General features: G+C 72.6%; 25 protein-coding genes, 1 pseudogene and 1 riboswitch. Of the genes and pseudogenes, 7 read left to right on the top strand and 19 right to left on the bottom strand.

The window, feature by feature from the left end; all coding sequences use genetic code 11:
* Nucleotides 1-20 precede the first annotated feature (20 nt).
* From CLT68_RS31290 to CLT68_RS31270, 5 genes are all read right to left on the bottom strand, one after another.
* Entirely contained in the window at nt 21-521 is a 501-nt protein-coding gene (locus CLT68_RS31290) for a hypothetical protein (RefSeq protein ID WP_099856333.1), read from the bottom strand.
* A gap of 165 nt (nt 522-686) precedes the next feature.
* Nucleotides 687-1751, bottom strand: coding sequence for a coiled-coil domain-containing protein (locus tag CLT68_RS31285; RefSeq protein ID WP_486482390.1), 1065 nt, complete (start codon nt 1749-1751; stop codon nt 687-689).
* Between the two features lie 5 nt (nt 1752-1756).
* Nucleotides 1757-1888: riboswitch (cyclic di-AMP (ydaO/yuaA leader) on the bottom strand.
* Nucleotides 1889-2001: 113 nt separating this feature from the next.
* Nucleotides 2002-2919 carry a cation diffusion facilitator family transporter gene (locus CLT68_RS31280; RefSeq protein WP_099856331.1) on the bottom strand — a complete coding sequence of 306 codons (918 nt, stop codon included), beginning with the start codon at nt 2917-2919 and terminating at the stop codon, nt 2002-2004.
* A 107-nt stretch (nt 2920-3026) separates the two neighbouring features.
* Nucleotides 3027-5141, bottom strand: a complete 2115-nt coding sequence (locus CLT68_RS31275; protein WP_099856329.1) for an AAA family ATPase — start codon at nt 5139-5141, stop codon at nt 3027-3029.
* Nucleotides 5142-5249: 108 nt separating this feature from the next.
* Nucleotides 5250-6188 carry an alpha/beta fold hydrolase gene (locus CLT68_RS31270; RefSeq protein ID WP_099856327.1) on the bottom strand — a complete coding sequence of 313 codons (939 nt, stop codon included), beginning with the start codon at nt 6186-6188 and terminating at the stop codon, nt 5250-5252.
* 147 nt (nt 6189-6335) lie between these two features.
* On the opposite strand from CLT68_RS31270, the gene CLT68_RS31265 reads away from it, so the two are divergent.
* Nucleotides 6336-6980 carry a carbonic anhydrase gene (locus CLT68_RS31265; protein WP_231927117.1) on the top strand — a complete coding sequence of 215 codons (645 nt, stop codon included), beginning with the start codon at nt 6336-6338 and terminating at the stop codon, nt 6978-6980.
* A 106-nt stretch (nt 6981-7086) separates the two neighbouring features.
* Here CLT68_RS31265 and CLT68_RS31260 read toward each other — a convergent pair whose 3' ends face one another.
* A complete protein-coding gene (locus CLT68_RS31260; protein ID WP_099856326.1) occupies nt 7087-7416 on the bottom strand; it encodes a hypothetical protein in 330 nt (109 codons plus the stop codon).
* A 308-nt stretch (nt 7417-7724) separates the two neighbouring features.
* Here CLT68_RS31260 and CLT68_RS31255 point away from each other — a divergent pair, with 308 nt between their 5' ends.
* Nucleotides 7725-8216 carry a DUF3145 domain-containing protein gene (locus CLT68_RS31255; protein WP_088949573.1) on the top strand — a complete coding sequence of 164 codons (492 nt, stop codon included), beginning with the start codon at nt 7725-7727 and terminating at the stop codon, nt 8214-8216.
* Between the two features lie 86 nt (nt 8217-8302).
* Nucleotides 8303-10036: a glycoside hydrolase family 3 protein gene (locus tag CLT68_RS31250; RefSeq protein ID WP_099856324.1), complete on the top strand. Its 1734-nt coding sequence runs from the start codon at nt 8303-8305 to the stop codon at nt 10034-10036.
* A 30-nt stretch (nt 10037-10066) separates the two neighbouring features.
* Here CLT68_RS31250 and CLT68_RS31245 read toward each other — a convergent pair whose 3' ends face one another.
* Complete coding sequence (locus CLT68_RS31245) at nt 10067-10735, bottom strand: lipoprotein (protein ID WP_099856322.1); 669 nt, start codon at nt 10733-10735, stop codon at nt 10067-10069.
* A gap of 159 nt (nt 10736-10894) precedes the next feature.
* Between CLT68_RS31245 and CLT68_RS31240 the strand changes: the two genes are divergently transcribed.
* Nucleotides 10895-11086 (top strand): hypothetical protein, encoded by a 192-nt coding sequence (locus CLT68_RS31240; RefSeq protein WP_328533664.1) that lies wholly within the window; start codon nt 10895-10897, stop codon nt 11084-11086.
* A gap of 48 nt (nt 11087-11134) precedes the next feature.
* Here the strand turns inward: CLT68_RS31240 and fabF are convergent, their stop codons facing one another.
* From fabF to CLT68_RS31200, 8 genes and pseudogenes are all read right to left on the bottom strand, one after another.
* Nucleotides 11135-12361: a beta-ketoacyl-ACP synthase II gene (gene fabF / locus CLT68_RS31235; RefSeq protein WP_088949571.1), complete on the bottom strand. Its 1227-nt coding sequence runs from the start codon at nt 12359-12361 to the stop codon at nt 11135-11137.
* Between the two features lie 2 nt (nt 12362-12363).
* Nucleotides 12364-12603, bottom strand: a complete 240-nt coding sequence (locus CLT68_RS31230) for an acyl carrier protein (protein WP_030330276.1) — start codon at nt 12601-12603, stop codon at nt 12364-12366.
* Between the two features lie 83 nt (nt 12604-12686).
* Nucleotides 12687-13631, bottom strand: coding sequence for a beta-ketoacyl-ACP synthase III (locus CLT68_RS31225; RefSeq protein WP_088949570.1), 945 nt, complete (start codon nt 13629-13631; stop codon nt 12687-12689).
* A gap of 5 nt (nt 13632-13636) precedes the next feature.
* Nucleotides 13637-14554: pseudogene (locus CLT68_RS31220) on the bottom strand (ACP S-malonyltransferase); the annotation flags it as partial.
* Between the two features lie 78 nt (nt 14555-14632).
* Nucleotides 14633-15934, bottom strand: a complete 1302-nt coding sequence (locus CLT68_RS31215) for a PucR family transcriptional regulator (protein WP_269458518.1) — start codon at nt 15932-15934, stop codon at nt 14633-14635.
* Between the two features lie 11 nt (nt 15935-15945).
* On the bottom strand, nt 15946-16794 hold the full coding sequence (locus tag CLT68_RS31210) for a septum formation family protein (protein ID WP_158240974.1): 849 nt from the start codon (nt 16792-16794) through the stop codon (nt 15946-15948).
* 95 nt (nt 16795-16889) lie between these two features.
* A complete protein-coding gene (locus CLT68_RS31205; protein WP_099856314.1) occupies nt 16890-17582 on the bottom strand; it encodes a response regulator transcription factor in 693 nt (230 codons plus the stop codon).
* Complete coding sequence (locus tag CLT68_RS31200; RefSeq protein ID WP_099856312.1) at nt 17579-18784, bottom strand: histidine kinase; 1206 nt, start codon at nt 18782-18784, stop codon at nt 17579-17581. The genes CLT68_RS31205 and CLT68_RS31200 overlap by 4 nt, the downstream gene beginning before the upstream one ends.
* Before the next feature lie 119 nt (nt 18785-18903).
* On the opposite strand from CLT68_RS31200, the gene CLT68_RS31195 reads away from it, so the two are divergent.
* Both CLT68_RS31195 and CLT68_RS31190 read left to right on the top strand, forming a co-directional pair.
* Entirely contained in the window at nt 18904-19446 is a 543-nt protein-coding gene (locus CLT68_RS31195) for an orotate phosphoribosyltransferase (protein WP_088951930.1), read from the top strand.
* Between the two features lie 211 nt (nt 19447-19657).
* Nucleotides 19658-19987 (top strand): hypothetical protein, encoded by a 330-nt coding sequence (locus CLT68_RS31190; RefSeq protein ID WP_099856310.1) that lies wholly within the window; start codon nt 19658-19660, stop codon nt 19985-19987.
* Nucleotides 19988-20005: 18 nt separating this feature from the next.
* Here the strand turns inward: CLT68_RS31190 and CLT68_RS31185 are convergent, their stop codons facing one another.
* Nucleotides 20006-20656, bottom strand: a complete 651-nt coding sequence (locus tag CLT68_RS31185; RefSeq protein WP_099856308.1) for a hypothetical protein — start codon at nt 20654-20656, stop codon at nt 20006-20008.
* 241 nt (nt 20657-20897) lie between these two features.
* On the opposite strand from CLT68_RS31185, the gene CLT68_RS31180 reads away from it, so the two are divergent.
* Nucleotides 20898-21539: a copper resistance CopC family protein gene (locus CLT68_RS31180; protein ID WP_486482389.1), complete on the top strand. Its 642-nt coding sequence runs from the start codon at nt 20898-20900 to the stop codon at nt 21537-21539.
* A gap of 63 nt (nt 21540-21602) precedes the next feature.
* Here the strand turns inward: CLT68_RS31180 and gltX are convergent, their stop codons facing one another.
* From gltX to CLT68_RS31165, 3 genes are read right to left on the bottom strand one after another with little or no spacing between them, the layout of a single operon-like run.
* Nucleotides 21603-23012 (bottom strand): glutamate--tRNA ligase, encoded by a 1410-nt coding sequence (gene gltX / locus CLT68_RS31175; RefSeq protein ID WP_099856304.1) that lies wholly within the window; start codon nt 23010-23012, stop codon nt 21603-21605.
* A 50-nt stretch (nt 23013-23062) separates the two neighbouring features.
* The gene (locus tag CLT68_RS31170) at nt 23063-24340 is read right to left on the bottom strand and encodes an MFS transporter (protein ID WP_088949560.1); all 1278 of its coding nucleotides are present in this window, start codon (nt 24338-24340) and stop codon (nt 23063-23065) included.
* The gene (locus CLT68_RS31165) at nt 24337-25686 is read right to left on the bottom strand and encodes a GH1 family beta-glucosidase (protein ID WP_099856302.1); all 1350 of its coding nucleotides are present in this window, start codon (nt 25684-25686) and stop codon (nt 24337-24339) included. The genes CLT68_RS31170 and CLT68_RS31165 overlap by 4 nt, the downstream gene beginning before the upstream one ends.
* Nucleotides 25687-25871: the final 185 nt, after the last annotated feature.

The raw sequence follows: 25871 nt of genomic DNA, 5'->3' as shown, positions 1-25871 counted from the left end.
AGCGCGGGACGGCAGTGGGGTCACCGGTTGCGGGCGCGGCCCGCCAGGGCGGGCCGCGCGGCGGGACGCCGTCCCCACGGCTTGTACGTGGACAGCACCGTCGCAATGATCATCAGGCTGGTCGACACCGCGGGGGCGATCACCAGGTCGGCACGGTCCCGTGTGGGCAGGGCGGCGCCCACCGCTCCGGCGTGCCGCAGATTCGGGGTGAGCAGGAACAGCACCAGCCCGACCATCACCGTGGTGAGCACCAGCTTGACCACCACCCACCGGTAGCGCAGCAGGCCCCACGGGGTGAGCAGCGAGCTGGCGACACCGATGAGCCAGACCAGGACGCTCAGCGGCGCGAACAGGACGGTGCCGACCAGCGCGCCGACCGGGTAGAGCACCGCAGGGTCGGCACCACGCTGCACGGCGATGCCGAGAGTGAGCAGCACCAGGTCGGCGCCGAGCCAGCCCAGCGAGGTGACCAGGTGCAGGGTGAGCAGCCCCTTGCGGGCGCTGGGTGGGATCCGAGGCATACCGCGATGCTGCCCGCCGACCGCCGCCGGGTCGTCCGACGAGCGACGACATCAGGGGTACGCCCGGCGACGTAGCCCGGTCGGACAGCTCTGCCCGGACGAACGTGATGCCTGTGAGTCATCAAGATGACTCACAGGCATCACACACTTTGGGGAACGGCCGGATCAGTAGACCGACAGGTGCACGTGGTTGGTGTGGTCGCTGGACGGGTCGCCACCCGCCCCGCTGTAGGACTTCCATCCGCTGCTGGGCAGCCAGATCTGCCTGTACCAGATCACGTACAGCACGGCGAGCCGGTCGGCGTTGCGGATGAAGTACGCGGCCAGGTTGTTGCCGTACGTCTTGTCGCCGCCGGTGGCGTCGCCGCCGAAGCCACCCTTCTGGGCGGCGAAGTCGCAGGCCCGGCCCTTCGGGTGCTCACCGGAGCCGCTGGGGCGGTGACAGGAGACGTACCGGGTGAAGCCGGCGGCCTTGGCCTGGTTGAGGGCGTGCAGTGTGCGCGGGGTGATGCAGCCGCTGGCCGGTGTGGGGTCGTTGACGCTGCACGTCTCCGACGGCCAGGAGCCGTCGGAGTTGCGCGGCGCGGCCTTCGCGTTGGCGGCGGAGGTGCCCCGGTTGGAGTCGGTGTCGGCGGCGGGCTGCGGCTTGGGGGTGGTGGCCACGGTCAGGGCCCGTTCGGCCTGCTCCTTGCGCTTGGCCATCACCGCGACCTGCTTGCGCTGCTCGTTGATCTCACCGTTCAGGGCGACCTGGGTGCGGTTGGCCTCGTCCTTGCTGCTGAGCAGGTCGCGCAGCACCCGGTCCTCGTTGGCGGCCACCGCGTCCAGTGCGGCTGCCCGGTCCATGAAGCCTTCCGGGCTGTCGCTGTTGAGCAGCGCCGACATCGCGCTGAGCCGACCGGTGCGGTACGCGACGCCGGCGATCTCGCCGACCTTGCCGCTGCGTTGGTTGAGCTCGACCTCGATGGTCTTCAGTTGGGTGGTGAGCTGCTGCTGCCGCTGCACCGAGGCGTCCAGGGCGCGCTTCGCGTCCAGGTAGCCCTTGCTGGCCGCCTCGAGTTGGGCTCGCAGCGCGGGGGTGCCGCCCTCCTCGTCGGAGTCGGGGGCGGCGGCCCGCAGGCCGGTCGGGGGAGCGGCCGAGGCGGTGCCGGCCGGGAGCGCGACGCCGAGGGCGAACATCGCGACGATCAGGGCCGCCAGTCGGGCGGCGGGTGGTCGTGCTGGTGCCACTGTGCATGTCCTTCCGTCAGCCGCCGACCGGGTTAGCTGACGGGTTCGGGACGGAAGATCCCTACCGCTGACGCGGATGCACCCCAGGTACGTGGTTCCCCGGTTCGCCCTCGCGGGCGATTAGGCGGCGACCACCACCGGCGCCGGGAGGGCGCCGCCTGGTGGAGGCCGGGACCGAGCCTACCGGTGCCAGTGGGGTGGCTGCAGCCAATGTGACCGAAGGTGCGTTCGTCGTCACGAGAGGCTGCTGTCACCACTCGATCGAGCCACACGCTCCGGAGGCGGCACCCGGCTCGATCTGCAACGTCGCGTGCTCGATCCGGAAGTCGTCGTGCAGGGCCGTACGCGCGGCGGTGAGCACCGCGCCGACCTCCGCCCCGGGTGCCATGGTCAGGTGTGCGGAGGCCACGTCCATGCCGGAGGTGAGCGTCCAGACGTGCAGGTCGTGCACCTCGACCACACCGGGGACCGCGGCCAGTCGGTCGTGCACGGCGGTCACCTGGAGGTGCTCCGGGGCGGCCTGCACCAGGATGCGGACGGCGGCCCGTGCCAGCCGCCAGGTGCGCGGAAGGATGAACACGCCGATGGCGACGGCGACCAGCGGGTCGGCCCACCACCAGTCGGTGACGGTGATGAGCAGTGCGGCGCCGATCACGCCGACCGAGCCGAGCAGGTCGCCGAGCACCTCCAGGTAGGCACCCTGAAGGTTGATGCTCTCCCGGGCTCCGGCGCGGAGCAGGGCGAAGGCGGCGATGTTGGCGAGCAGGCCGAGCACGGCCACCGCGAGCATCGGGCCGGCGATGACCTCGTGCGGGTCGCCGAAGCGGCGGATCGCCTCGATCACCACGTAGATCGCGACGCCGGAGAGCAGGACGGCGTTGGCCAGCGCGGCGAGCACCTCGAGTCGGTAGAGCCCGAAGGTGCGCTGCGGGTCACCGGTGGCCCGCCGGGTCGCGGTGATCGCAGCGAGCGCCATCCCGATGCCGAGCACGTCGGTGAACATGTGTCCGGCGTCGGAGAGCAGGGCGAGCGAGCCGGTGTGCAGGGCGGCCACCGCCTCGACCACCATCAGGGTGGCGAGCAGCCCGAATGCCGCCCAGAGGCGGCCCCGGTGCTGGTGTGCGGCATTGGCGACGGACCCGTGGTGGTGGTCATGACCTGCGCCCACGAGAACCACCCTCCGCCGCCAGCCGGGACCCGGTCAAATGTATGTTCACATCGCTATGTATGCAAGTGTAGGGGTGGCAACTCTCGCCGGCGGCTCGCCAGCACGGATCAGCCGGTCGGGTCGATGGTGGTGAGGCGCTGCGTGGCCCGGGAGAGCGCCACGTACAGGGTGCGCACCCCGGCACCCGGATCCGCCCGGATCTCGCTCGGGGCGACCAGCACGACCCCGTCGTACTCCATGCCCTTGGCCTCCAGGCTGGTGACCACCTGGAGCCTCGGCGCGCCGAGTGCGGCGACCCAGCCGGCGACCTCGTCGCGGCGGGGGACCGGCGTGATCACGCCGACGGTGCCCTCCACCTCGGCCAGCAGGCCGGCGGCCGCCTCCACTGTCGCGGTCTCCAACCCGCTCGGGGGCACCGCCAGCTCGACCGGGTCGACCCCGGTGGAGCGGACCGCGGTCGGCAGCGGCAGGTCAGGATAGAGCCGGCGGATCTCCGCCGCCGCCACCGCGAAGATCTCCGAGGAGTTGCGGTAGTTGGTGGTGAGCGTGAAATCGTGCCGCTTGCGCCGACCCAGCGCCTGGTCCCGGGCCCGGTCCAGCTCGTCGGGGTCCCCGGTCCACGCGGTCTGGGCGGGGTCGCCGACCACCGTCCAGGAGGCCAGACGGCCACGTCGACCGACCATCCGCCACTGCATCGGTGAGACGTCCTGCGCCTCGTCCACGACCACGTGCGCGTAGTCCCGGTAGTCCTCCGGGCGCTCCCGGGCCGCCGCACGGGCGGCCCGTTGCCGCTCGCCGAGGGTACTCAACTCGCGTACGCCGCCAGCCAGCTGGAACGGGTCGCGCCGGGCCTTTGCCGACTGCGCCGGCTTGCCGAGCAGGGAGTCCAGCTCGTCCAGCAGCGCGATGTCGGCGATGGTCAGCCCGGTCGTGTCCAGGTGCCGGTACGCGGCGCTGAGCAGCCGGATCTCCGCGGAGGAGAGGATCCCCCCGGCGTACCGGCGCAGGCGGTCCGGCTGCGCCAGCCAGCCCAGAACGTGTCGAGGGTGCAGCCGGGGCCACCACGCCTTGAGGAACTCCCGGAACTCCGACCGCTCGGCGATCTCCGCCTCGAAGGTCCGCTGGTCCGGCAGTCGAATGCCCACCTCACGGGCCTGCGCCCAGAGCGCGGCGAACACCCCGTCGAAGCCGGCCCGGCGCACCTCGTTGCGGCGGGCACCCCGTTGCAACGCGCGGTCCCGGATCCGGTCCAGTGCCGGCCGGTCCAGCCGCAGCAGCGTGCCCCGGTAGAGCAGCCGCAGCTCACCCGGGCCGCCCGGCACCGCGTCGCGGGCAGCCCGCTCCAGCACCCGACGCATCCGCAGCGAGCCCTTCACCGCCGCCACCTCGGGCGGGTCGGGGCGGGTGGCGCTCATGCCCGGGAACAGGGTGCCCAGCGAGTGCAGGGTCGCGGTGTCCTCGCCCAGCGACGGCAGCACCGAGCCGATGTACTCCACGAAGACCGACGACGGGCCGACCACCAGGATGCCGCCGCCCGCGTACCGGCTGCGGTCGGAGTAGAGCAGGAAGGCGGCCCGGTGCAGGGCGACAGCGGTCTTACCGGTGCCGGGGCCGCCCGCGACGATCGTGACCCCGGAGCCGGGGGAGCGGATCGCCTCGTCCTGTTCCCGCTGGATGGTCGCCACGATGTCCCGCATGCCCCGGCCGGTGGCCTTGGACAGGGTGGCCAGCAGCGCGCCGTCACCGACGACCGTCATGCCCTCCGGCGCGGCGTTCGGGTCGAGCAGGTCGTCCTCGATGCGGGTGACCCGCTCGGCGCGGGACTGGATCGTGCGGCGGCGCACCACGTCCAGCGGCTGCGCCGGGGTGGCCTGGTAGAAGGCGGCGGCGGCCGGCGCCCGCCAGTCGACGACCAGCGTGCGGGCGTCCTCGTCGCGGATGCCGAGGCGCCCGACGTGCAGCACCTGACTGTCGCGCAGGTCCAGCCGGCCGAAGACCAGCCCCTCGTGCTCGGCGTCCAGGGTGTGTCGCCGCTGCGCCGCGTGGAAGACCATCGCGTCGCGCTCGACCAGCGCCCCGTGCGTGCCGACCCGAGCCATCCGGTAGCCGTCACGCTCGGCGCGGACCGCCGACTGCCGCAGTTCGGCGAGTCGGGCGTACACCCTGTCGAGGTGGCGTTGCTCGACGGCGATCTCCTGCTCCAGGCCGGTCTGGTCGGTCAACGCACGCTCCTTCGAAGGTCGCCGGCAGGCGGCGGAAACCGCGCAAGCCAACCGCAGAAGGGTACGGCCCCCGGCCCGGCCCGCCGCGCCCGAGGTGCGGCAACGCGCTCAGACGCCCGTCCCGGCGGGCGTCTGAGCGCGCTGCGGTGCGGCGAGCACCCGGCGCAGGACGCCGGTGAGGGCGGCGTTGACCTCGTCCGGGCGCTCCATCATCAGCATGTGCCCGGCGCCCGGGCAGACGGTCAGCTCGGTGGCCGGCAGCGCCGCCGCGATCGACTCGGCACAGGGCGGTGGGGTCAGTCGGTCCCGGTCGCCGACCAGGGCGGCGGCCGGCAGGTGGGCCAACGCGGCGAGGGTGTCCAGTCGGTGCTGGGTGCCGATGGAGGCGCGGAACCCGCCGATCGAGCGCAGCGAGGCACGAGCCACCGCGGAGGTCACCAGGCGGATGTCGGAGGGCTCGCAGCGGTCGCCGAAGAGCATCCACCGGATGCTCGGTTGCAGCGCGTTCAGCAGGGCCCGGGGCGCTCGCCACGACCCGCATCGGGCGAGCACTCCGGCTCCGGTCGTCTCGGCCAGCCGGATCAACCGGGCGATCCGCGGCGAGAGCCCGTAGACGGTGTGCGTGTGCCCCTCGGCGGTGGTCGAGACGAAGACCAGCCCGGCCGTACGGGCGGCGAAGTGCGTGGGGTGGCGGTGGGCGTACTCCATGATCGTCATGCCGCCCATCGAGTGCCCGACCAGGACCACCGGCCCGGGAGGCGCCACCGCGTCGATGACCGCGGCCAGGTCGTCACCCAGCTGGGCCACTGTGGCCGTGGGCAGCGCCATGCAGCTGGAGCGGCCGTGCCCGCGCGCGTCGTAGGTGACCACCCGCACCGCCCCGCCGAGCGGCGCCGCGGTGAGCGCATCGACCTGTCGGTGCCAGGCGCGCCCGTCCAGCGTCCAACCGTGCAGCAGGATGGCGGTCACCGGGGCGTCCGTCGGCCCCCTGACCTCGACGTTGAGCCGCACACCGTCCGGCAGACCCACCTCGAACCGCTCCGGCATCGCCGCCTCCCAGGGCCGCCCAGCATCACCAGCACCGGGATACCCGGCGGTAACACGGGCTACCCGCCATCAGACCACGTCAATCGCGCCGGGGCTAACATTCCCGACCGCGCCCGTGGTCGTCGGCGGGGGACCAAGCTGAACGGCATGGGGTCGTCGGGGGCGTCCATGGGCGGGGCGGCGGGGCAGGGACGGCAGGCCGGGGGTACGCCCCGCGCCGCGCTGGCCGACCTGCTCTCCGGCAACCGGCGGTTCGTCAGCGGCCAGCCGATCCACGGACACGACGTCACCGCCGCCGCGGCCGCCTCCGGCGATCAGCAGCCGTATGCGGTGGTGCTCGGCTGCATCGACTCCCGGGTGCCGCTGGAGGCGATCTTCGACCAGACCTTCGGCGCGATCTGCGTGATCCGTACCGGTGGGCATGTCCTCGACCGCGCGGTGTGCGGCTCGATCGAGTACGTGGTCGGCCAGCTCGGCGTACCGCTGGTGATGGTCCTCGGCCACGAGCGGTGCGGCGCGGTGGGCGCGGCGGTGGACGCGCTGCGCAGCGGGCAACGTCCCGGGGGGTCGCTGGCGCACCTGGTGGACGAGATCGCCCCGGCGGTGACCGAGGTGGGGATCGACGACCCGGCGGTGCATCCGCTGGCGATCCGCCGGCACGTCCGGCGAACGGTGGGCACGCTGCGCGCCGACGACCTGCTGGCCGGGCCGATCGCCGCCGGAAGGGTGGCCGTGGTCGGTGGCCTCTACGACCTGGCCACCGGTGAGGTCGCGCTGCTCGATCCGGGCTGAACCCGCCCCGACGCGCTCGACCGTGGCCTTCTCGATCTCACGCCGGACACGCGAAAGCGCCCGCCGGGACTCCCGGCGGGCGCTTTACGTGTTGCGGTGGGAGAGCTCAGCCCTCGAAGACGCCGGCCGCGACCAGGCGCTTCTCGGTGGCCTCCCAGCCGTCACCCGGGTGGGTGGCAGCCAGGTTGTTGATCTCCGCCCGGATCTTGGTGGCGTGACCGGCGGCGGCCAGCACGCGGATCTCCTCGACGAAGGCGTCGGAGTCCGTACGCAGGTGCGCGGTCTTGCCGTTGGTCAGGTTCCGCACGTAGGCGTGCTTGCCGCCGTTGAGCGGGATGAGGTACTTGAACTCGCCCAGCACGCTGAGGGCGCCACCCTGGCCAGCCTGGCCGGCCCGGACGGACGCGCGCGCGGTCTTAGAGGTGTTGCTCGCCACGGAGGTACTCCTTGCAAGACGTACGGGAGGACTGGACGTCCGGGGGCTGTGTGCGGGCCGCACTTGACTCGGCTCGCGAAGGTGTAACGCGGCATAAGCCGCCGGTGGAACTGTACATGACCACGACATCACGCTGGTTGTCGCGGTGTCCTGAGAGGCAACGGCGACCACCCGTCCGGCTATTCCACCCGGCGATTTTTCCGATTCCCTGGCGCACCACCCGTCACAGGAGTAATCATGTGTTGCAGGAACCACCTGGGTGGACGAGGTCGTAGGGGAAGACGCACCTCGCTCTCCGGGAGGTCACCGTGCCAACGCGTGGCGTCGTATACGTCCACTCGACCCCGCTCGCCGTGTGCTCACACGTCGAGTGGGCGATCGCGCGCGTCCTAGCCGCGCCGGTCAACCTGCAGTGGACGGCTCAGCCCGTCGACCCCGGCGCACGCCGGGCCGAGTGCGGGTGGACCGGTCGTCCGGGAACGGGCGCCGAGCTGGCTGCTGCCCTACGGCAGTGGCCCATGATCCGTTTCGAGGTCACCGAGGAGCCGAGCGCCGGCGTCGACGGTGAACGCTTCATGTACGTGCCGGCTCGTGGCCTGTTCCGGGCAACCGTCGGCGTGGCCGGCGACATCCAGCTCGGCGAGGACCGGCTACGGGCGCTGATGGTCTCCTCGCGGGCCCCGGAGGCGCTGGCGCACGCCCTGGACAAGGCGCTCGGCACCGCCTGGGACGCCGACCTGGAGCCCTACCGGTACGCCGGCGACGGCGCCCCGGTGACCTTGCTCACCCGGGTCGGCTGACCCGACCGTCGATCGGCTGGCCGCACGCCCCCGGGAGGGTGCGACCGGTAAGGTCAAGTTGCCCCGATAAGGGGGAAGCTGGTGGGATGGGCGGCGTGTCGAATCGCCCGTGGCGCGCCACCGTCGCAGTCGCCGCCCTGACCGCCCTGCTCGTCTCCGGCTGCTCAAGCGACCCCGAGCGCCCCGCGCCGACACCCAGCCCGGCCGGCACATCCGCAGCCCCGAGCGCACCCGCCGCGCCGCCGGCCACCGACCCGGCCGCCCGGGCCGCCGCGCTGGTCACCACGCTGTCCGACGAGGACCTGGTCGGTCAGGTGCTGATGCCGTACGCCTACGGCGACTCCGCGACCAAGGTCTCGGCCGGCTCGGCCGCCGGCAACCAGGCCCTCGCTGGGGTCGACACCCCCGCCGACATGATCAGCAAGTACCGGTTGGGTGGCCTCATCCTGGTCGGCTTCAGCGCCGACGACCCGACCAAGGGCAACCAGGAGACCACGAACGTCGACAACCCGAAGCAGGTGCACGAGCTCACCAGCGGGCTGCGTACCGCCGCCGGTCGGCTCGCCGCCGGCCCCGCGCCGCTGCTGATCGGCACCGACCAGGAGTACGGCGTCGTCACCCGCGTGACCGACGGCGTCACCGTGCTGCCCAGCGCCCTCGCGGCGGGCGCGGCCGGCGACCCGAAGCTGACCGAGGCCGCCTGGCAGGCCGCCGGCGCCGAGCTGGCGGCGATGGGGATCAACGTCGACTTCGCCCCGGTGGCCGACGTGCTGGCCACCCGCAGCACCGTGATCGGCTCCCGGTCGTACGGCTCGGACCCGAAACAGGCCGCAGTGCAGGTGGGCGGCGCCGTCCGCGGCCTCCAGGCGGCCGGGGTCGCGGCCACCCTGAAACACTTCCCGGGGCACGGCCACAGCGCCGACGACTCCCACCAGGACCTGCCGGTGCTCACCCAGTCCGCCGAGGCGTTGCGGAGCGGCGCGTGGCCGCCGTTCACCGCCGGGATGGACGCCGGGGCGATGGCGGTGATGTCCGGTCACCTGGACGCCCGCGCGATCGACCCGGGGACCCCGGCGACGTTCTCGCACAAGCTGCTCACCGACATCCTGCGGGGTCAGCTCGGTTTCAAGGGCGTGGTGATCACCGACGGGATGAACATGCCGCCCGCGAAGCGCTGGGCTCCCGGTGAGGCGGCCGTCCGCGCGCTGAACGCCGGCAACGACCTCATCCTGATGACCCCGAACGTCGGCCAGGCGTACGACGGACTGCTCGCCGCGCTGCGCGGCGGTTCACTGCCACGCGCCCGGCTCGTCGAAGCGGTCACCCGGGTGCTGACCATGAAGTTCCGGCTCGCGGAGACCCCGGCCGCGCAGATGTCCATGCTCAACGCCCCGGCGCACCGCGCGGCGGCCGACGCACTGGCCACCGCCGCCGTCACCGTGCTGCGCGGCACCTGCGGCGGTGCCGTACGCGGGCCGGTCACCGTCACCTCCTCCGGTGGCCGCGACGGCACCCGGACGGTGCTCACCGCCGCACTGACCGCCGCCGGGGTGCAGGTCAAGCCCAGCGGCGGCACGATCGTGCACCTGGTGGGCTACGGCGACGGCGCCAACGACCTGCGCGCCGACGCGGCGGTCACTGTCGCGATGGACACCCCGTACGTGCTGAGCGGCGCGAAGTCGCCGACGCTGCTGGCCACGTACTCCTCCAGCCGGGCCTCCATGACCGGGCTGGCCGCCGTGCTGGCCGGCAAGGCCCGGCCGGGCGGCCGGTCCCCGGTGGCTGTCCCCGGACTACCCGCCACGACCTGTCGCACCTGACCGGCCGGCCCGGACGGGTCAGCGCCCATCTCACTGGCCCTTCGCGAGCCCTCGCACCGCGAGCCGGTACGCCGGCAGCACGTCGGTCCGTTCGGTGATCAGCCCCTCGTTGACCGCGAAGACCAGCGTCTGCCCCGCCGACTGGACGGCCAGCGCCCAGTTCCGCGACTCATCCTCCTCGGCCAGCGGGTTCGTGGCGAGCCAGGTCATCTCGGTGGCGTCGAAGCTGCCGGCGCGAACGTCGCGGAACTGTTGGCCGGCAACCGTCTCGCCGGCCCCGGCGGCGAAACTATCCAGCGCGGCGCGCGGCGTGACAGTCGGCGAGTCCGCCGCCCAGATCCGCAGGAATCCGCCACCGGCCGCCCGGCCGTCCACCTCGCAGCGGACTGTGGTGCCGCCGCGCTTGGTGAGCGCCTCGCCGACCAGTTCGGCCAGCTCGCCCTTGGGCGCCTCGATCGCCTTCGCCGTCCACCGGTCGGCCAGCGGAAACGACACCGGTACCGGGCAGGGGGAACCCGTGCCGCCGGTGGTGCCGCCGGGCGACGCCGGGGTCGTCTCGTCGTACCAGGGCTCGCCCGTGGCCTGCGGGGCCGGGCCGCCGGCCGCAGGCCCGGCGGGAGTGACGTCGTCGTCGCCGCAGCCGGCCAGCAGGCCGAGGGCGAGCGCCGCCGACACGGCAACGCGGGTACGAGTGTCCATTGTGGTGATCCCCGTCAGTCGATCTTCAGTCGGCCCATTTAAGCCGTGCGGTCTCCCCGACGTCAATCGGGTCCGTGCCCGCGCGACGGAAATCGGGTCGCCCCATCCCGGTCGGTCTGACAACCTCCCCCCATGGGAGTGGCAGAAGGATTTCGGCACGTGCAACGGGCGGACGGCACTGTGGTGATCACACACCACGGACGGGTCGCCGGCACGCTGCGCGGCGCTCGGGCTGCGGAGTTCCTCGCCGAGGTCGACGACGACCCGCAGTTGGTGATGGCCCGCTGGACCGGCAACTATCGCCACGGCAACGAGCGCACCGCGAAACAGCACCCCCGCAACCGGGGCTGAACGACAGAAGGGCCCCTCCTCGACGAGGAGGGGCCCTTCCGCGGGATCTCAGGGCCGGGCGAAGACGAGCGCCACGTTGTGGCCGCCGAAGCCGAACGCGTTGTTCAACGCGGCCGGGATCTCCATGTGGCGGGCCTTGTGCGCGGCGACATCCAGGGTGAGGCCTGGCTCCGGGTCGTCGAGGTTGATGGTCGGAGGGACGACACTGTCGCGGATCGCCAGGATGGTGGCGATCGACTCCAGCGCTCCGGCTGCACCGAGCAGGTGACCGGTCATCGACTTCGTCGCGGACAGCACCGGGTGGTCACCGAGCGCCTTGTGCAGCCCGCTGATCTCCAGCATGTCCCCGACCGGGGTCGAGGTGGCGTGCGCGTTGACGTGCACGATGTCCCGCTTCGCCACGTCCGCGTCCGCGATCGCCTTGGCGATGGCCCGGATGGCGCCCTCACCCTCGGCGTGCGGCTGCACGATGTCGTACGCGTCGGAGGTGATGCCGGCACCGGCAAGGCGCGCGTACACCCGGGCGCCCCGGGCTGCCGCGTGCTCGGCCCGCTCCAGCACCACGATGCCGGCACCCTCGCCGAGGACGAAGCCGTCCCGGCCCCGGTCCCACGGGCGGGAGGCGCGCTCGGGGTCGTCGTTGCGGGTCGACATGGCCCGCATCGAGCTGAAGCCGGCGATCGGCAGCGGGTGGATGACCGCCTCGGTGCCGCCGGCCACCACCACGTCGGCACGACCGGCGCGGATGATGTCCAGCCCGAGGGCGATCGCCTCGGCGCCGGTGGCGCAGGCGCTGGCCACCGAGTGCACGCCGGCCTTGGCGCCCAGCTCCAGCCCGACCCAGGCGGCCGGACCGTTCGGCATCAGCATCGGGATGGTGTGCGGGGAGACCCGCCGTGGCCCGGAGGCCTCCAGGATGTCGTCCTGGGCGAGCAGGGTGGTGGCGCCACCGATGCCGGAGCCGACGCTGACGGCCAGCCGCTCCCCGTCGAGGTCGGAGCCGGCGAGGCCGGCGTCCGCCCAGGCCTGCTGCGCCGCGATGATGGCGATCGCCTCGGAACGGTCCAGTCGGCGCAGCCGGACCCGGTCCAGCACCTCGGACGGCTCCACGGCCAACTGGGCGGCGATCCGGACCGGCAGTTGCGCGGCCCACTCCTGGGTGAGGGCACTCACCCCGGAGCGGCCGGCGAGCATGGCGTCCCAGGTCGACGCGACGTCCCCGCCAAGCGGGGTCGTCGCGCCGAGCCCGGTGACGACGACGTCGGGACGACTCATGATCAGGACTGCGCCGCGATGTAGCTGACGGCGTCACCGACGGTCTTGAGGTTCTGCACCTCGTTGTCCGGGATCTTGACGCCGAACTTCTCCTCGGCGGCGACAACGACCTCCACCATGGAGAGCGAGTCGACGTCGAGGTCGTCGGTGAAGGACTTCCCCTCGGCCACGTCGTCCGGGTTCACCCCGGCAACCTCTTCGAGGATCTCGGCGAGGCCGGTGGTGATCTCGTCACGGGTCATTACGGTTGGTTCCTTTCATCGGGGTTTCCGGCGGACGGCGTCGCCGACCGCCGCTCCTGGACGCGTACGCGCCGAGGGGGTCATCAGGGGCAGCGGATGACCTGACCGGCGTAGGTCAGGCCACCGCCGAAGCCGAACAGCAGCACCGGTGCGCCCGAGGGCACCTCCCGGCGCTCGACCAGCTTGGACAGGGCCAGCGGCACGCTCGCGGCGGAGGTGTTGCCGGACTCGACGATGTCCTTCGCGATGATCGCGTTGGGGATGTTGAGCCGCTTGGCGATGCCGTCGATGATCCGGGCGTTGGCCTGGTGCGGCACGAACGCGGCCAGCTCCGACGGATCGACCCCGGCCCGCTCGCAGGCCTGCAGCGCGAGTGGCGCGATCGCGGTGGTGGCCCAGCGGAAGACCGCCTGCCCCTCCTGCTGGACGTACGGGCGCCAGCCCTCGATGCGGACCGCGTCGCTCTTCTCCGGCGCCGAACCCCAGACCACCGGCCCGATCCCGGCCGGCTCGTCGTCGGCGGTGGCGCTGACCACCGCGGCGCCGGCGCCGTCCGCGAAGATGATGCAGGTGGAGCGGTCGGTCCAGTCGGTGAAGTCGGAGAGCTTCTCGGCGCCGATGACGAGCGCGTTGCGCGACGCGCCGGCCCGGATGGCGTGGTCGACGGTGCCCAACGCGTACGCGAAGCCCGAGCAGGCGGTGTTGACGTCGAACGCGCCCGGCGCGGTGATGCCCAGCTTGGCGGCGACCCGGCAGGCCACGTTGGGGCTGCGGTCGATGGAGGTGCAGGTGGCGACGACGACCAGGTCGATGTCGGCGGCGGTCAGGCCCGAGTTGGCCAGCGCCTTGCCGGCGGCGGCGGCAGCCATGTCGGCCACCGTCTCACTGTCGGCGATCCGCCGGCTGACGATGCCGACCCGGTCGCGGATCCACTCGTCGTTGGTGTCGACGAGCTGGGCGATGTCGTCGTTGGTCACCACCCGGGAGGGCTGGTAGTGCCCCATCGAGACGATGCGACTGCCAGTCATGAGCGACCTCCGGTGCGGGCGATCAGGTCCCGTGCGGCCGGCAGGTCGTCCGGGGTGTTCAGGGTGACGATCTCCGGGGCTCCGTCGCCCTTGAGGTCCCGTTTGACCAGCCCGGCGAGGGTGCCGGCCGGTGGTAGCTCGATCACGCCGGTGACACCGAGGTCAGCCAGCGTACGCATGCACAGATCCCAGCGCACCGGTGCGGTCACCTGGCGCACGAGGCGCTGCACCATGTCCGCGCCGTTGTCGACCGTGGTGCCGTCGAGGTTCGACAGCAGGAGGCGGACCGGGTCGGCGGGGGTGATCTCGGCGGCGACCGCGGCGAGCGCGGTCTCGGCCGGGGCCATGTACGGGGTGTGGAACGCTCCGGCCACCTTGAGCCGGATGATCCGAGCCCGGGCGGGCGGCTCGGCGGCGAGTTTGTCGAGCCCGTCCAGCGAGCCGGCGGCGACGATCTGCCCGGCGCCGTTGCGGTTGCCCGGGTAGAGCCCGTGCGCCTCGATCGCGGCGAGCACCTCGTCGGGGTCGCCACCGAGCACTGCGGCCATGCCGGTCGGCTCCAGCGCGCACGCGGCCGCCATCTCCCGGCCGCGGACGCCAGCGAGGGTGATCGCCGTTTCGGCTGACAGCACGCCGGCCAGGGCGGCAGCGCCCAGTTCGCCGATGCTGTGCCCGGCGGTGAGCGTCACGTCGTCCAGCGGCAGGTGCTCGCCGGCGAGCAACGCCGCGGCGACCAGCAGGGGCTGGGTGCGGGCGGTGTCCTTGATCTCGTCGGCGTCGGCGGCGGTGCCCAGATGCATCAGGTCGACCCCGGCCAACGCCGACCACTCGCGCAGACGCGCCTCGGTGCCGGTCAGGTCGAGCCAGGGGGTCAGGAAGCCGGGTTTCTGGGAACCCTGGCCGGGACTAAGTACGGCGAGCACGCCTATGACTCTCCCGGATACGCGCGGGTAACGCTGTGCCGCCTTCGACCAAACCGCACTAGCGCCTTTGGAGGTTTCCTACAAAGATCGGCGGGGATCATCCTCGTTTTGGGTGGTTTTCCGGGTGGCCGGGGTCATTGTCTGAGTCGGAACGGGCGAGATGAGCGGGGCGACCGGATCCAACCGACCCACTGTCAGCGCGACCTGGAGAGCGAAAGCGTCCCGCGGTGACAGCGGCGAGAAGCCGGTCACCTCGGCGATCCGGCGCAACCGGTAACGCACGGTGTTCGGATGGACGAACAGCGCCCGCGCTGCGCTCTCCAGTGTGCCGCCGGCGGCCAGGAACGCGTCCAGGGTCGCCAGCAGCTCGCCACCGGCGCGTACCAGCGTCGCGTACACGTCGTGCCGCAGACGCCGGCGGGCCTCCGCGTCGCCCGCGAGGGCCCGCTCCGGCAACAGGTCCGCAGCCGGCACCGGCCGGGGGGCGCTGGGCCATGCCGGTGCCGCCCGGAAACCGGACAACGCCGCCCGCGCCGACTCGGTCGCCTCGTCCAGGCTCGGCACGGCCGGACCCACCACGACCGGGCCGTCCCCGAACGCGCTCAACAACTTGGCGGTCGCCGTCAACGGGTCCGGTGCGCCACCCAGCACGATCACCAGCCGGTCGCCGTGCACCCCGCCGATGACCTCCACCCCGATTCGGCGGGCCTGCCGGTAGACCACGTGCAGCACCGCGGACACCTCGCCGCCGGGCGACCGACCGACCGCCACCGCCACCGGCGGCGCGTCCGCCCAGCCGAGCGCGGCGGCCCGACTGGCCAGCACGTCCGGCGAGTCACCGCGCAGCAGCGCGTCGACCAGCAGAGCCTGCAACCGGGCGTCCCACGCGCCGCGCGACTCGGCCGCCCGCGCGTACACCCGGGCGGCGGCGAACGCGATCTCCCGGGAGAAGCGCAGCACCGCCTCGCGGAGCTGCTGCTCCTCACCCTCGGCGGCCAGGTGCGACACCTGCTCCTCGACAACGTCGATCGTCACCTTGATCAACGCCACGGTCTGCTGGAGGGTGATCGACCGGGCCAGCGCCTGCGGGGCGGCGGCGAAGACCTCGTCCGAGACCTCCTGGGTGCTGTCCGCCGTGCCGCCGCCGTCACGCAGCCACTGCACCAGCGACCGGGCGCCCGCCTGCGCCACCAGCATCACCCAGGAGCGCTGGTCGGCCGGCAGGGTCCGGAACCACGGCAGCGTGTCGTCCATCCGGGCCACGCTGGAGGTGGCCAACGCCCCCGCCGAACGTTCGATCCGGCGCAGCGTGGCCGACAGGTCTCCACCGCCCGGCGTGCTCACCGCCCTAGCCTGACACGTGGTGAGCAGGCCATCCACGTCGGCACCGGTCAGCGGGCCGCCGCAAGGCCGGTTCGGCCGACACCCTTCAGTGAGGTGGTGAGCGGTCGATCGGGGGTGTGGAGGAAGCACCAGGCGCTGTAGTCCGCCAGCCACTCAGGTTCGTCCGTCGGGTAGTACGCCAACACCTCGAACCGGCCGTCCAGGTCCCGCTCCGGCACCCCGACGTGCTGTGCGATGACCGACAGGCACCCCGCCTCCATGATCTCCTCGGTGACCTCCGCGATCTCCGGACCGGGCCACCAGAGGCCGGCGAACTCGGTGGCGTGCGGCCCCTTGCAGTCGGTGGGCGGCAGGTTGACGAGGGCCTCGGAGGTCTCTTCCGGTTCGGTGAAACAGCTCAACCGCAGCGGCGAATCACCGGTCAGACCGTTGCGCAGGCTGTTCGCCCGCGGGTTCGGCGACCACCGGTCCACGGCATTCATCTCCACCAGGTCACAGCGGTACCACCGCTCACCCGCCTTCCATCGCGTGGCCGACGGGGTCAGCGTCCGCATCGCCAGCCGCGACTCGCGCCACTCGCCGCCCAGGAAACGGGCGGCCTCGCTGTCGCAGGATTCGTACAGCCGCCACAGCCCGTCGCTGTCGGCGGCCGGCGGCTTCGGTGCGGCACCCTCCGCGCCGGAGATCCGGCCGACCAGGAACGTCTCCGCCTCGTGCTTCGAGGAGCAGGGGATCGGGGTGTACGCCTCGGGGCTGCGCTCGTCGGAAGCGGTGGCGTGGCACACGCCCGCCTTGGGGGCGAAGGTCGAGGCTGACTCCTCGGAGGGGCTGCTGTCACAACCACCGACCCCCACGATCAGCGCCGTCAGGATCGTCGTCCCCCACCACCGTCGCACGGTCTCCCCATTTCTCAGCGGCCGGCATCGGCACCGGTGGCGCGCAGCGTACGGCAGGCGGGCGGTCTGTGGGTGTCCGGAGTGGACACGCGGGCTCAGGGTTGTGGGGGAGCGGTCAGCCCCAGATCCTGGGCCAGGATCGCGGCCTGCACCCGGCTACGCAGGCCCAGCTTCGCGAGGATCCGGCTCACATGCGTCTTGGTGGTGCTCTCGGCCAGCACCAGCCGATCGGCGATCTGCTGGTTGGACAGGCCCAGGCCGAGGCAGGCCAGCACGTCCCGCTCGCGCGGGGTGAGGGTGCCCAGCGCGGCCCGGGTGGCCGCGGACGCGCCCGGCGTGGTGGCCGCGAAGGCAGTGATCAACCGGCGGGTCACCGCGGGGGCGATGAAGCCGTCGCCGCGCGCCACCGTACGCACAGCGGCCACCAGGCCGTCGGCGTCGGTGTCCTTCAACAGGAACCCGGCCGCGCCGGCACGCAACGCGCCGAAGACGTACTCGTCGAGGTCGAAGGTGGTGAGCACCAGCACGTCGGCGAGCCCGTCGGCGACGATGGCCCGGGTCGCGGAGATCCCGTCCCGGCGGGGCATGCGGACGTCCAGCACCGCCACGTCCGGGCGCGACTCCCGACACAGCCGCACCGCCTCGTCGCCGTCGGCCGCCTCGCCGACCACTTCGATGCCCGGTGAGCCACCCAGGATCAGGGCCAGCCCCGCCCGTACCGCTGGCTGGTCGTCGGCGAGCACCACCCGCACCGTTGCCGCGCCCGCGTCTCCCGACGGCCCGGTCACCCGCCCTCCCCGGTGGGCAGGGCGGCCCGGACCAGCCAGCGACCGTCCTGCGGCCCGGCGGTGAGTCGACCGGCCAGCAGTGTGGTCCGCTCCCGCATCCCGATCAGCCCGGCCCCGGCGCCGGGCAGACCGATCCCATTCCGGCGCACCGGGTTCTCCACCGTCAGCACCACCTCCGCCGAGCCGTACGCGATCGTCAGATCGGCCTCACCCGTGCCGTGCTTGAGCGCGTTGGTCAGCGACTCCTGCACGATCCGGTACGCGGCCAGGTCCACCGCCACCGGCAGCGGCGCCGGCGTGCCGTCGGTGCGGACCCGCACCGCCAGGCCGGCGGCGCGGATCCGCTCGACCAACCCGTCCGCCTCGGCCAGCCGCGCGCTGACCATCTCCGGCACGGCCGGGTCGTCTTCCACCGGGGCCGGCCCACCGGTGGTCCCCGGCTCGCGCAACACCTCGATCATCTGACGCATCTCCGCGAGCCCCTGCACGCTGCTCTCCCGGATCACCCGCAACGCCGACTCGACCTGGCCGCGGTCCAGCCCGGGTACGGACAGCACGGCGGTGGCGTGGATGGCCACCGCGCTGAGGTGGTTGGCGACGACGTCGTGCAGCTCCCGTGCCATCCGGGCGCGCTCGGCGCTGACCGCCTGCCGGCGGTCCATCTCGACCAGCCGGGCGGTCTGCTCGGCCCGCGCCCGCTCGGCGGCGGCCTGGTCGCGGTACTGCCGCACGCTGATCCCGGTCAGGACCGGCAGCAACCCGGCGAGCACCACCGGCACCCCCACGGCGACCCCGCGCCACTGGCCGAGGACGAGGACACCGACGACCCCACCCACCAGGCTCAGCACGACGGTCACCCGCAGCAACCAACGCCACAGCAGGGGTGGGCCGTACACGCAGGCGTCGTAGAGCACCTGGGTGTAGATCAGGATCGTCCCCAGGGAGCCGCCGAGCGCGACGTCCACGACCAGTGCCACGGTGCCGGTGGCCAGGCTGGTGCGGGGGGCGACCCGGCGCAGGCCGACGGCCACGCACATTGCCAGCAGCGGGGGCAGGAACAGCGTCGTCGGTAGGCCCGCTTCCCGGTGGATCTGCGGTTGCCAAGCCAGGGCGTACAGCGCCAGGCCGCCGGCGAGCGACGCGCCGGCGAGCGCGACGTCGCGGGCCAGGGTGCCGGAGCCGAGCCACGGTGGCGGACGCATGCCCCGATCCCACCACAGCCGCCGACCCTCGGACACCGTCCGCAGGAGGAGCCCGACGGCGCCGACATGCGCCGAAAGGGGTACGCGGACCCCGAGCCGCCGACGCGATAATGATCATCATGACCGATGTGGGAACCCTGGCCGCGCTGGCTCGCGAGATCGACACCACCTGCCGGCTGACCGGCACGTTCGTGCTCCGCTCCGGGCGGACCGCCGACGAGTACTTCGACAAGTACCGCTTCGAGGCCGACCCCCGTCTGCTGGACCGGGTGGCCTCCCAGCTGGCGCTCCTGGTCCCGACCGACACCGAGGTGCTGGCCGGGTTGGAGATGGGCGGCATTCCGGTGGTGACCGCGCTCGGCCGGCACACCGGGCTGCCCTGCGCCTTCGTCCGCAAGAGCGCCAAGCCGTACGGGACTGCCCGGCTGGCCGAGGGGGCGGAGCTGGTCGGCCGGCGGGTGCTGGTGGTCGAGGACGTGGTCACCTCCGGCGGCCAGGTGGTCATCTCCACCGGGCAACTGCGCGACCTGGGCGCCCGGGTGGAGCACGCCCTCTGCGTCATCGACCGGGCCGAGGGTGGAGCGCAGGCGCTCGCCGGCCACGGCGTGGCGTTGCGAGCGCTCTTCACCCGCGCCGACCTGGAGGCTCACCGCACCCGCTGAGCACCGCGCCGCCCCGGCCGCGCCCCCACGGTGAACGGCACGAAAAGAAGCTGTGAACTGCGTAACCAGGTCCCGCGCTCCCGTCGTCCGGATGAACCGCCCGGTCCTGACCCCGGGGTACGCGGCGCGCGGCCCGCCGGTCCCGGCCAGTACGGTGACAGGGCACGTCGGGGGAGCACCCGAGGTTGGGACGAGTGTGAGGAGACCGGGGATGGCGCACGGGGAGGCCGAGCACGGCTGCGCCCAGGGCGAGCCCTGCCGACCGGGGCACCACGACCCGCAGGCGGCTGGCAAGCACCGCCGGCCGGTCGGCGGCGCGCCGTCGCACCCGGTGGAGCCGCTCGCCGGCCGGGCCGACGACGACGCCGCCCTGCCGCGCCAGCGCTCCGGGGAGCCCAAGATCCTCGTCGAGCCCGACTCGGGCGTTCCCGCTGGTTGCCTCAGCGAACTTCCCGGCTGGGCCGGGGCGCATCGGCACGGCCCGGTCCGACCTCGGCCGCGGGCCACCCGCCGGCAACGCCCACCGCGCCGCTGGTGCTGACCACCGGGCGGGGGTAGCTCAGCGGGTGCGGCGACGGATCAGCAGGGCGATCCCGGCGAGGCCGACCGTGATCGTGAGCATGACCCCGACGTTGAGCAGCAGCAGGCGTTGCAGGTCGCCGAGCGCCTTGTCAAGGTCCTTCGCGGGGTCGAGCGTGTTCTCCGGGAGCACCCGTTCGCCGCCGCCCACGCCGCCGCTGACCGTGTCGAACTGCCGCTCCAGCGGGACGCCGGCGGTGCGCAGGGTCTCGGACATGCTGAGCCGACCCAGGAACCAACCGGCGCTGATCTTGCGGCCGTCCGGCTGCTTCGCCGGCCGGTAGACGCGGGGGCCGCCGACCGCCTTGGGATAGAGATCGTAGGTCTGCTTCGGCTTCTCGCCGGCGAGCACCACGACCGTGTACTTCGGACCGAGGTCGGCCGGCTTCGGGCCCTTCGGCATGCCGGTGTGGTCCAGGAAGTTGACCTGGTCGATGACCGCGCCCACGTGGGTGGGCTGGGTGTCGGCGCGCAACCGCAGCGGCGCGGAGAGGCCCTCGCCGGCGATGTCCACTCCGGCGGGTGGCGGCTTCGGCGCCGCCGAGGCCGGGCCGGCAGTGCCGAGTGACAGCAACGCCGTGGCCAGCGCGCCCGCCAGCACGATTGCCAACCACCTCATGTGACGGACCATCCCGCCTCCTCGCCCCGTTCGATGGATGGCATCGTTGTGACGTCTGGTTCGGTCTGCCGATGCGGCACCGACCAGCTGGTCGGGCTCACCCTTACAGACTCCGGAAAACGTCGATGAGTTGCAGCTTGTGGAACAGTAATTGGAACTATCTGCGATCTCTGCTCGACTAATGAGGAGCGGTTAGATCAGCGGGCGGATCGTACCCTTACGGAGGGGTTCAATGGGGGGCAGGGTTACACGTATGGCACGGGTCGTGCCAGTGGTGTTCGGCGTGGCGTTCGGTGTGTCGTTCCTGGCGCCGGCAACGCCAGCCGCCGCGCACAACTCGCTGACTGGCAGCGACCCGCGCGACGGTGCCCGGGTGGCGACGGCACCCGCCCAGATCGAGCTGCGGTTCCTGGCCAAGCCGGCACCGGCTACGACGAAGATCACAATAACCGGGCCGGACAATGTGGTCGCTGGCGGCCCGCCGGCCTTCGACGGCAGCCGGGTGCGGGTGCCGTTCAAGCCGGCGGCGGCCGGGCTCTACATCGTCGGTTACCAGCTCGCGTCCTCGGACGGACACCCGGTGAAGGGCGAGGTGCGATTCACCCTCACGACCGGCACCGCCGCCGACCCGTCCGCCTCGCCGGCGACCACTGGCGGCTCTGCCCCGACCGCCGGTGGCACCGCCCCGACCGCGGCGGCGGGTCCGACCGGCGGCGGGGCGTCGTCGGCCCCGGCCGTCACCGCGACGGCCGGGGCGACCGCGGCGGGCAGCCCGGTGCCGGCCGCGCAGGAGAGCAGCCAGATGCGCGGCTGGCTGTGGACGATCGCGGCGGCCCTGCTGGTGGGCGCGCTCGTCGTCGGGTTGCAGCGGTGGCTCCGAGCCCGACGCCGCTGAGCGGCCGGGCACCAGCCCGGTTGGCTGGCGACCGGCGGCGGAGACGGCGCCGGTGCTCGGAGGTCAGACCAGTCGGAGCCGGGCGGCGCGCATCCGGGTCAGGGCGCGCTCACGACCGAGCACCTCCAGCGACTCGAACAGCGGCAGGCCCACGGTGCGGCCGGTGACCGCGACGCGTACCGGCGCCTGCGTCTTGCCGAGCTTGAGGCCACGTTCGGCGCCGACCGCCTCCAGCGTCGACTTCAGGGACTCGGCATCCCAGGACTCCAGCGCCTCGAACGCCGCGACGGCGTCGTCGAGCAACTCGGCGGAGCCGTCCTTCATCGTCTTGGCCCACGCGGCCTCGTCGATCAGTGGCGACGCCAGGAAGAGGAAGTCGACGTTCGGCACGATCTCGCTGAGCACCGTGATCCGGGTCTGGGCCAGCGGGGCGACTGCGGCGAACGCGTCGGCGTCGAACTCCTCGGGCTGCCACGGCGGCGGCGCGATGGTGCCGGTGCCGGTCAGCCACGGCTGGCAGGCGTCGATGAACTCGTCCACCGGCAGCGCGCGAATGTAATCGCCGTTGAACGCGCGGAGCTTCTTCTCGTCGAAGAACGCGGGGGAGGGGTTGACCTCTTCGAGCCGGAACTCCTCCTCGATGACCGACCAGGGAACGATCTCCCGGTCGCCCGACGGCGCCCAGCCGAGCAGCATGAGGTAGTTGCGCATGGCGCCGGGGAGGTAGCCCTCCTCGCGGTACGCCTCCAGAGCGACCTTGTCCCGGCGCTTGGAGAGCTTCTGCCGCTTCTCGTTGACCACCACCGGCACGTGGGCCCAGATCGGCGGCTTGACCCCGAGGGCGTCCCAGAGCAGCTGCTGCTTGGGCGTGTTGGGCAGGTGCTCCTCGGCCCGGATCACGTGGGTGATCCCCATGGTCATGTCGTCCACGACGTTGGCCAGCAGGAAGACCGGCGAGCCGTCGCCCCGGGCGATGACGAAGTCCTCGATGAGCTTGTTCTCGAAGGTGGGCTCACCGCGGATCAGGTCGACGACCACTGTCGCGCCCTCGTCCGGCGTACGGAAGCGCAGCGCGTGCCCCGGGCCCGGGCCGAGGTCACGGTCGCGGTGGTAGCCGTCGTAGCCCTGGTACTGCGAGCCGGTGCGGGCCTGCACGTCCTCGCGGGTGCAGTCGCAGTAGTAGGCGCGACCCGACTCGTAGAGCCGGGCGGCGGCGGCCCGGTGCTCGCCGGCGTTCTCCGACTGGAAGTGCGGGCCCTCGTAGCTGCCCCGCGAGATGCCGATCCAGTCCAGCGCGGAGAGGATCCCCTCGGTCCACTCGGGCTTGTTGCGCGCCGCGTCGGTGTTCTCGATACGCAGCACGAACACCCCGCCCTGCTGCTTGGCGTAGATCCAGTTCTGCAGCGCCGAGCGGGCGCCGCCGACGTGGAACATGCCGGTCGGGGAGGGGGCGAAGCGCACACGTACTGTCACGTCCCCCAGCCTACGGCGACGGTCGAGCGCATTCCGCCAGGGGCCTCGACTCAGGGAACCGAGCGGATCTTGACGACCAGCGCGCTGCCGATCAGGGTGACCACGGCGGTGACGGCGTAGAGCGTGGGATAGCCACCCAGGTACACGACGAGCGGGGCGGAGAGGGCAGGGCCGAGCACCTGCGGCGCGGAGTTCGCGATGTTGATGACGCCCAGGTCCTTGGCCCGGTCGGTGGCCCGGGGCAGCACCTGCGTGATCAACGCGGCGTCCACGGCGAGGTAGACGCCGTAGCCGGCGCCGAGCAGCAGCGCGGCGACGATCGCCATCGGCCAGACTGGCGCCACCGCCAGCAGCAGCGCCGCCACCGCCATGATCACCCCGGACGCGATGACGTAGATCTTGCGGCGTCCGGAACGGTCCGACAGCCGTCCGGCGACCACAGCGGTCAGCATCATGCCGAGCGTGTAGAGCAGGATCAGCACCAGCAGCCCACCCTCAGGATCGGGGTGGCGCACCCCGTCGGTGAGGAAGTACAGCAGGTAGAGGGTGCCCAGCGCGTTGCCGAGCTGCACCAGGAACCGGGTGATCCAGGCCCAGGCGAAGTCCGGGTGCCGACGCGGGCTGATCCACATCGAGGCCAGCAACGCCCGGGTGCGCACCACGGGCCGGTGCGTACGTGGCAGCGGCTCGTCGGGGGTGAACAGCGCGAACGGCAGCGACAACAGCAGGATGGCCACGGCGATGGCCAGATAGCCGGCGGCGTTGCCGGTGACCACTGCGGTCACCAGCACCGCGCCGAGCACCAGCCCGAGCGCCTGCGGGATGCCCACCCAGCCCGAGACGCCGCCGCGCTGGGTCACCGGGACCCGGTCCGGGACGGCGGCGCTGAGGCTGGCCAGCATCGCGTTGAAGCAGACCTGCGCGGCGACCCAGCCGAGCGCTACCCCGAGGATGGTCCGTTGCTGGGCCAGCAGCACCAGGGCCGCCGCGCCCAGCAGGGCCCCGCCCGCCGTCCAGACGTGCCGGCGACCGAACTCGCGGCCGGCCACCCGCAGGCAGGTGCGGTCGGAGAGCGCGCCGGCGAGGGGGTTGGCGAGCACCGCGGCCAGGGCGCCGAGGCCGGTGACCACGGCCAGCATGTTCTCCTTGTCGCCGGGTGCGATCTGCTCGATCTGCTGAGGCAGCAGCACCTGGATGGGCGTGAAGAATGCCATCCAGACGCCGAGGTTGGCGGCGAAGATCAACCCGATCCAGCCGCGTCGCACCGGCACGGTCGGCTCGGCGAGCGCCGCCGGCAGCGACGCCGGCGTCGGGTCGAGGGTGGTCACCGCGCCGACCCCGGCCGGGAGGCCGCGATCACGTCCCGCAGCCAGGTGTACGACGACTTCGGCGTACGCCTCTGGCTGGCGTAGTCGACGTGCACCAGGCCGAAGCGTTTGGTGAACCCCTCGGCCCACTCCCAGTTGTCCAGCAGCGACCAGACGAAGTACCCGCGCACGTCGACTCCGTCGTCGATGGCGGCGCGGACGGCGCGCAGGTGCCCGTCGAGGTACGCGATCCGCTCCGGGTCGGCCACCTGCCCGTCGGTGTCCGGCGCGTCGTCGTACGCGCAGCCGCTCTCGGTGATCTCGACGGGTGGCAGCGCGTCGCCGTAGGTGTCGTGCAGCCAGCCGAGCAGTTCGTGCAGCCCGTCGGGGGCCACCGGCCAGTCGAAGGCGGTACGCGGGTAGCCGTCCAGCGGCACCAGGTCGAACGGGAGCGGTGAACCCTCGTCGGCCGCCCGTACGCCGGTGGGGTTGTAGTAGTTGACCCCGAGCACGTCGATCGGCGCGGCGATCGTGTCGAGGTCGCCGGGGCGGACGACGCCCGGGTCGAAGCCGGGCAGCTCCGGGTAGCCGCGACCGAGCAGCGGGTCGGTGAAGAGCCGGTTGTGCAGCGCCTCGTAGGCGGCCCCGGCGGCCCGGTCGGCGTCACGGCCGCCGAGCACCCGCACGGGCGAGTAGTTGTTGGCGATCGCCACCGGGCTGGTGGTGCGGGCCCGCAGCGCGGCGACCGCGAGCCCGTGCCCGAGCAGTTGGTGGTGGGCGACCGGAAAGGCGTCGAAGAGCAGCATCCGGCCGGGAGCGTGCACGCCCATGCCGTACCCGAGGCTCATGTGGACGAATGGTTCGTTCAGGGTGATCCAGAGCCGGACCCGGTCGCCGAGTCGGGCGGCGGTCAGGTCGGCGTACTCGGCGAACCGGGCGGCGGTGTCGCGGTGCAGCCAACCGCCGGCGTCTTCCAGGGGTTGGGGCAGGTCCCAGTGGTAGAGGGTCGCCACCGGGTCGACGCCGACGGCCAGCAGCTCGTCGACCAGCCGGTCGTAGAAGTCCAGGCCGGCCGGGTTGGCCGGGCCCGTGCCGGTGGGTTGCACCCGGGGCCAGGCGATCGAGAACCGGTACGCGGAAACGCCCAGCCCGGCCAGCAACGCGACGTCCTCGGTGTGCCGGTGGTAGTGGTCGCAGGCCACCTCGCCGGTGCTGCCGTCGCCGATCCGCCCGGGGGAGCGCGCGAACGTGTCCCAGATGGACGGACCACGCCCGTCGACCGCTGTGGCGCCCTCGATCTGATGGGCCGAGGTGGAGACACCCCAACGGAAGCCGGTGGGGAACTGGGGCATCGGTGCGGTCGACATGCGCCCTCCCGGTCAACGTGAAACGTGCTCGGGACTTTAGGGCGCTCTCGATGAATGCGCCATAGGCCGGCTTGGCGCAATCCGCAATGGTTGATCGGCGTGTCTTTTTCCGAACCCGTCCAGGTAAGTCCGATTTAACGCATAGAGTGCCGATATCGTGGGATGTCCTCACCGGAGGAAGACGG

This window comes from Micromonospora sp. CNZ299 (assembly GCF_002754415.1).
The sequence above is the reverse complement of the archived record's forward strand: the minus strand, read 5'-3'. Positions and strand labels throughout refer to the sequence as shown.

Excerpts from the sequence above, each read along its gene's own strand:
- CLT68_RS31245 (WP_099856322.1), bottom strand. The coding sequence starts at position 10,735 with ATGGACACTCGTACCCGCGTTGCCGTGTCGGCGGCGCTCGCCCTCGGC.
- fabF (WP_088949571.1), bottom strand. The coding sequence starts at position 12,361 with ATGAGTCGTCCCGACGTCGTCGTCACCGGGCTCGGCGCGACGACCCCG.
- CLT68_RS31225 (WP_088949570.1), bottom strand. The coding sequence starts at position 13,631 with ATGACTGGCAGTCGCATCGTCTCGATGGGGCACTACCAGCCCTCCCGG.
- CLT68_RS31250 (WP_099856324.1), top strand. The coding sequence starts at position 8,303 with ATGGGCGGCGTGTCGAATCGCCCGTGGCGCGCCACCGTCGCAGTCGCC.
- CLT68_RS31200 (WP_099856312.1), bottom strand. The coding sequence starts at position 18,784 with ATGCGTCCGCCACCGTGGCTCGGCTCCGGCACCCTGGCCCGCGACGTC.
- CLT68_RS31290 (WP_099856333.1), bottom strand. The coding sequence starts at position 521 with ATGCCTCGGATCCCACCCAGCGCCCGCAAGGGGCTGCTCACCCTGCAC.
- CLT68_RS31165 (WP_099856302.1), bottom strand. The coding sequence starts at position 25,686 with ATGTCGACCGCACCGATGCCCCAGTTCCCCACCGGCTTCCGTTGGGGT.
- CLT68_RS31230 (WP_030330276.1), bottom strand. The coding sequence starts at position 12,603 with ATGACCCGTGACGAGATCACCACCGGCCTCGCCGAGATCCTCGAAGAG.
- CLT68_RS31180 (WP_486482389.1), top strand. The coding sequence starts at position 20,898 with ATGGCACGGGTCGTGCCAGTGGTGTTCGGCGTGGCGTTCGGTGTGTCG.
- CLT68_RS31185 (WP_099856308.1), bottom strand. The coding sequence starts at position 20,656 with ATGGTCCGTCACATGAGGTGGTTGGCAATCGTGCTGGCGGGCGCGCTG.
- CLT68_RS31265 (WP_231927117.1), top strand. The coding sequence starts at position 6,336 with ATGGGGTCGTCGGGGGCGTCCATGGGCGGGGCGGCGGGGCAGGGACGG.
- CLT68_RS31195 (WP_088951930.1), top strand. The coding sequence starts at position 18,904 with ATGACCGATGTGGGAACCCTGGCCGCGCTGGCTCGCGAGATCGACACC.
- CLT68_RS31270 (WP_099856327.1), bottom strand. The coding sequence starts at position 6,188 with ATGCCGGAGCGGTTCGAGGTGGGTCTGCCGGACGGTGTGCGGCTCAAC.
- CLT68_RS31190 (WP_099856310.1), top strand. The coding sequence starts at position 19,658 with ATGGCGCACGGGGAGGCCGAGCACGGCTGCGCCCAGGGCGAGCCCTGC.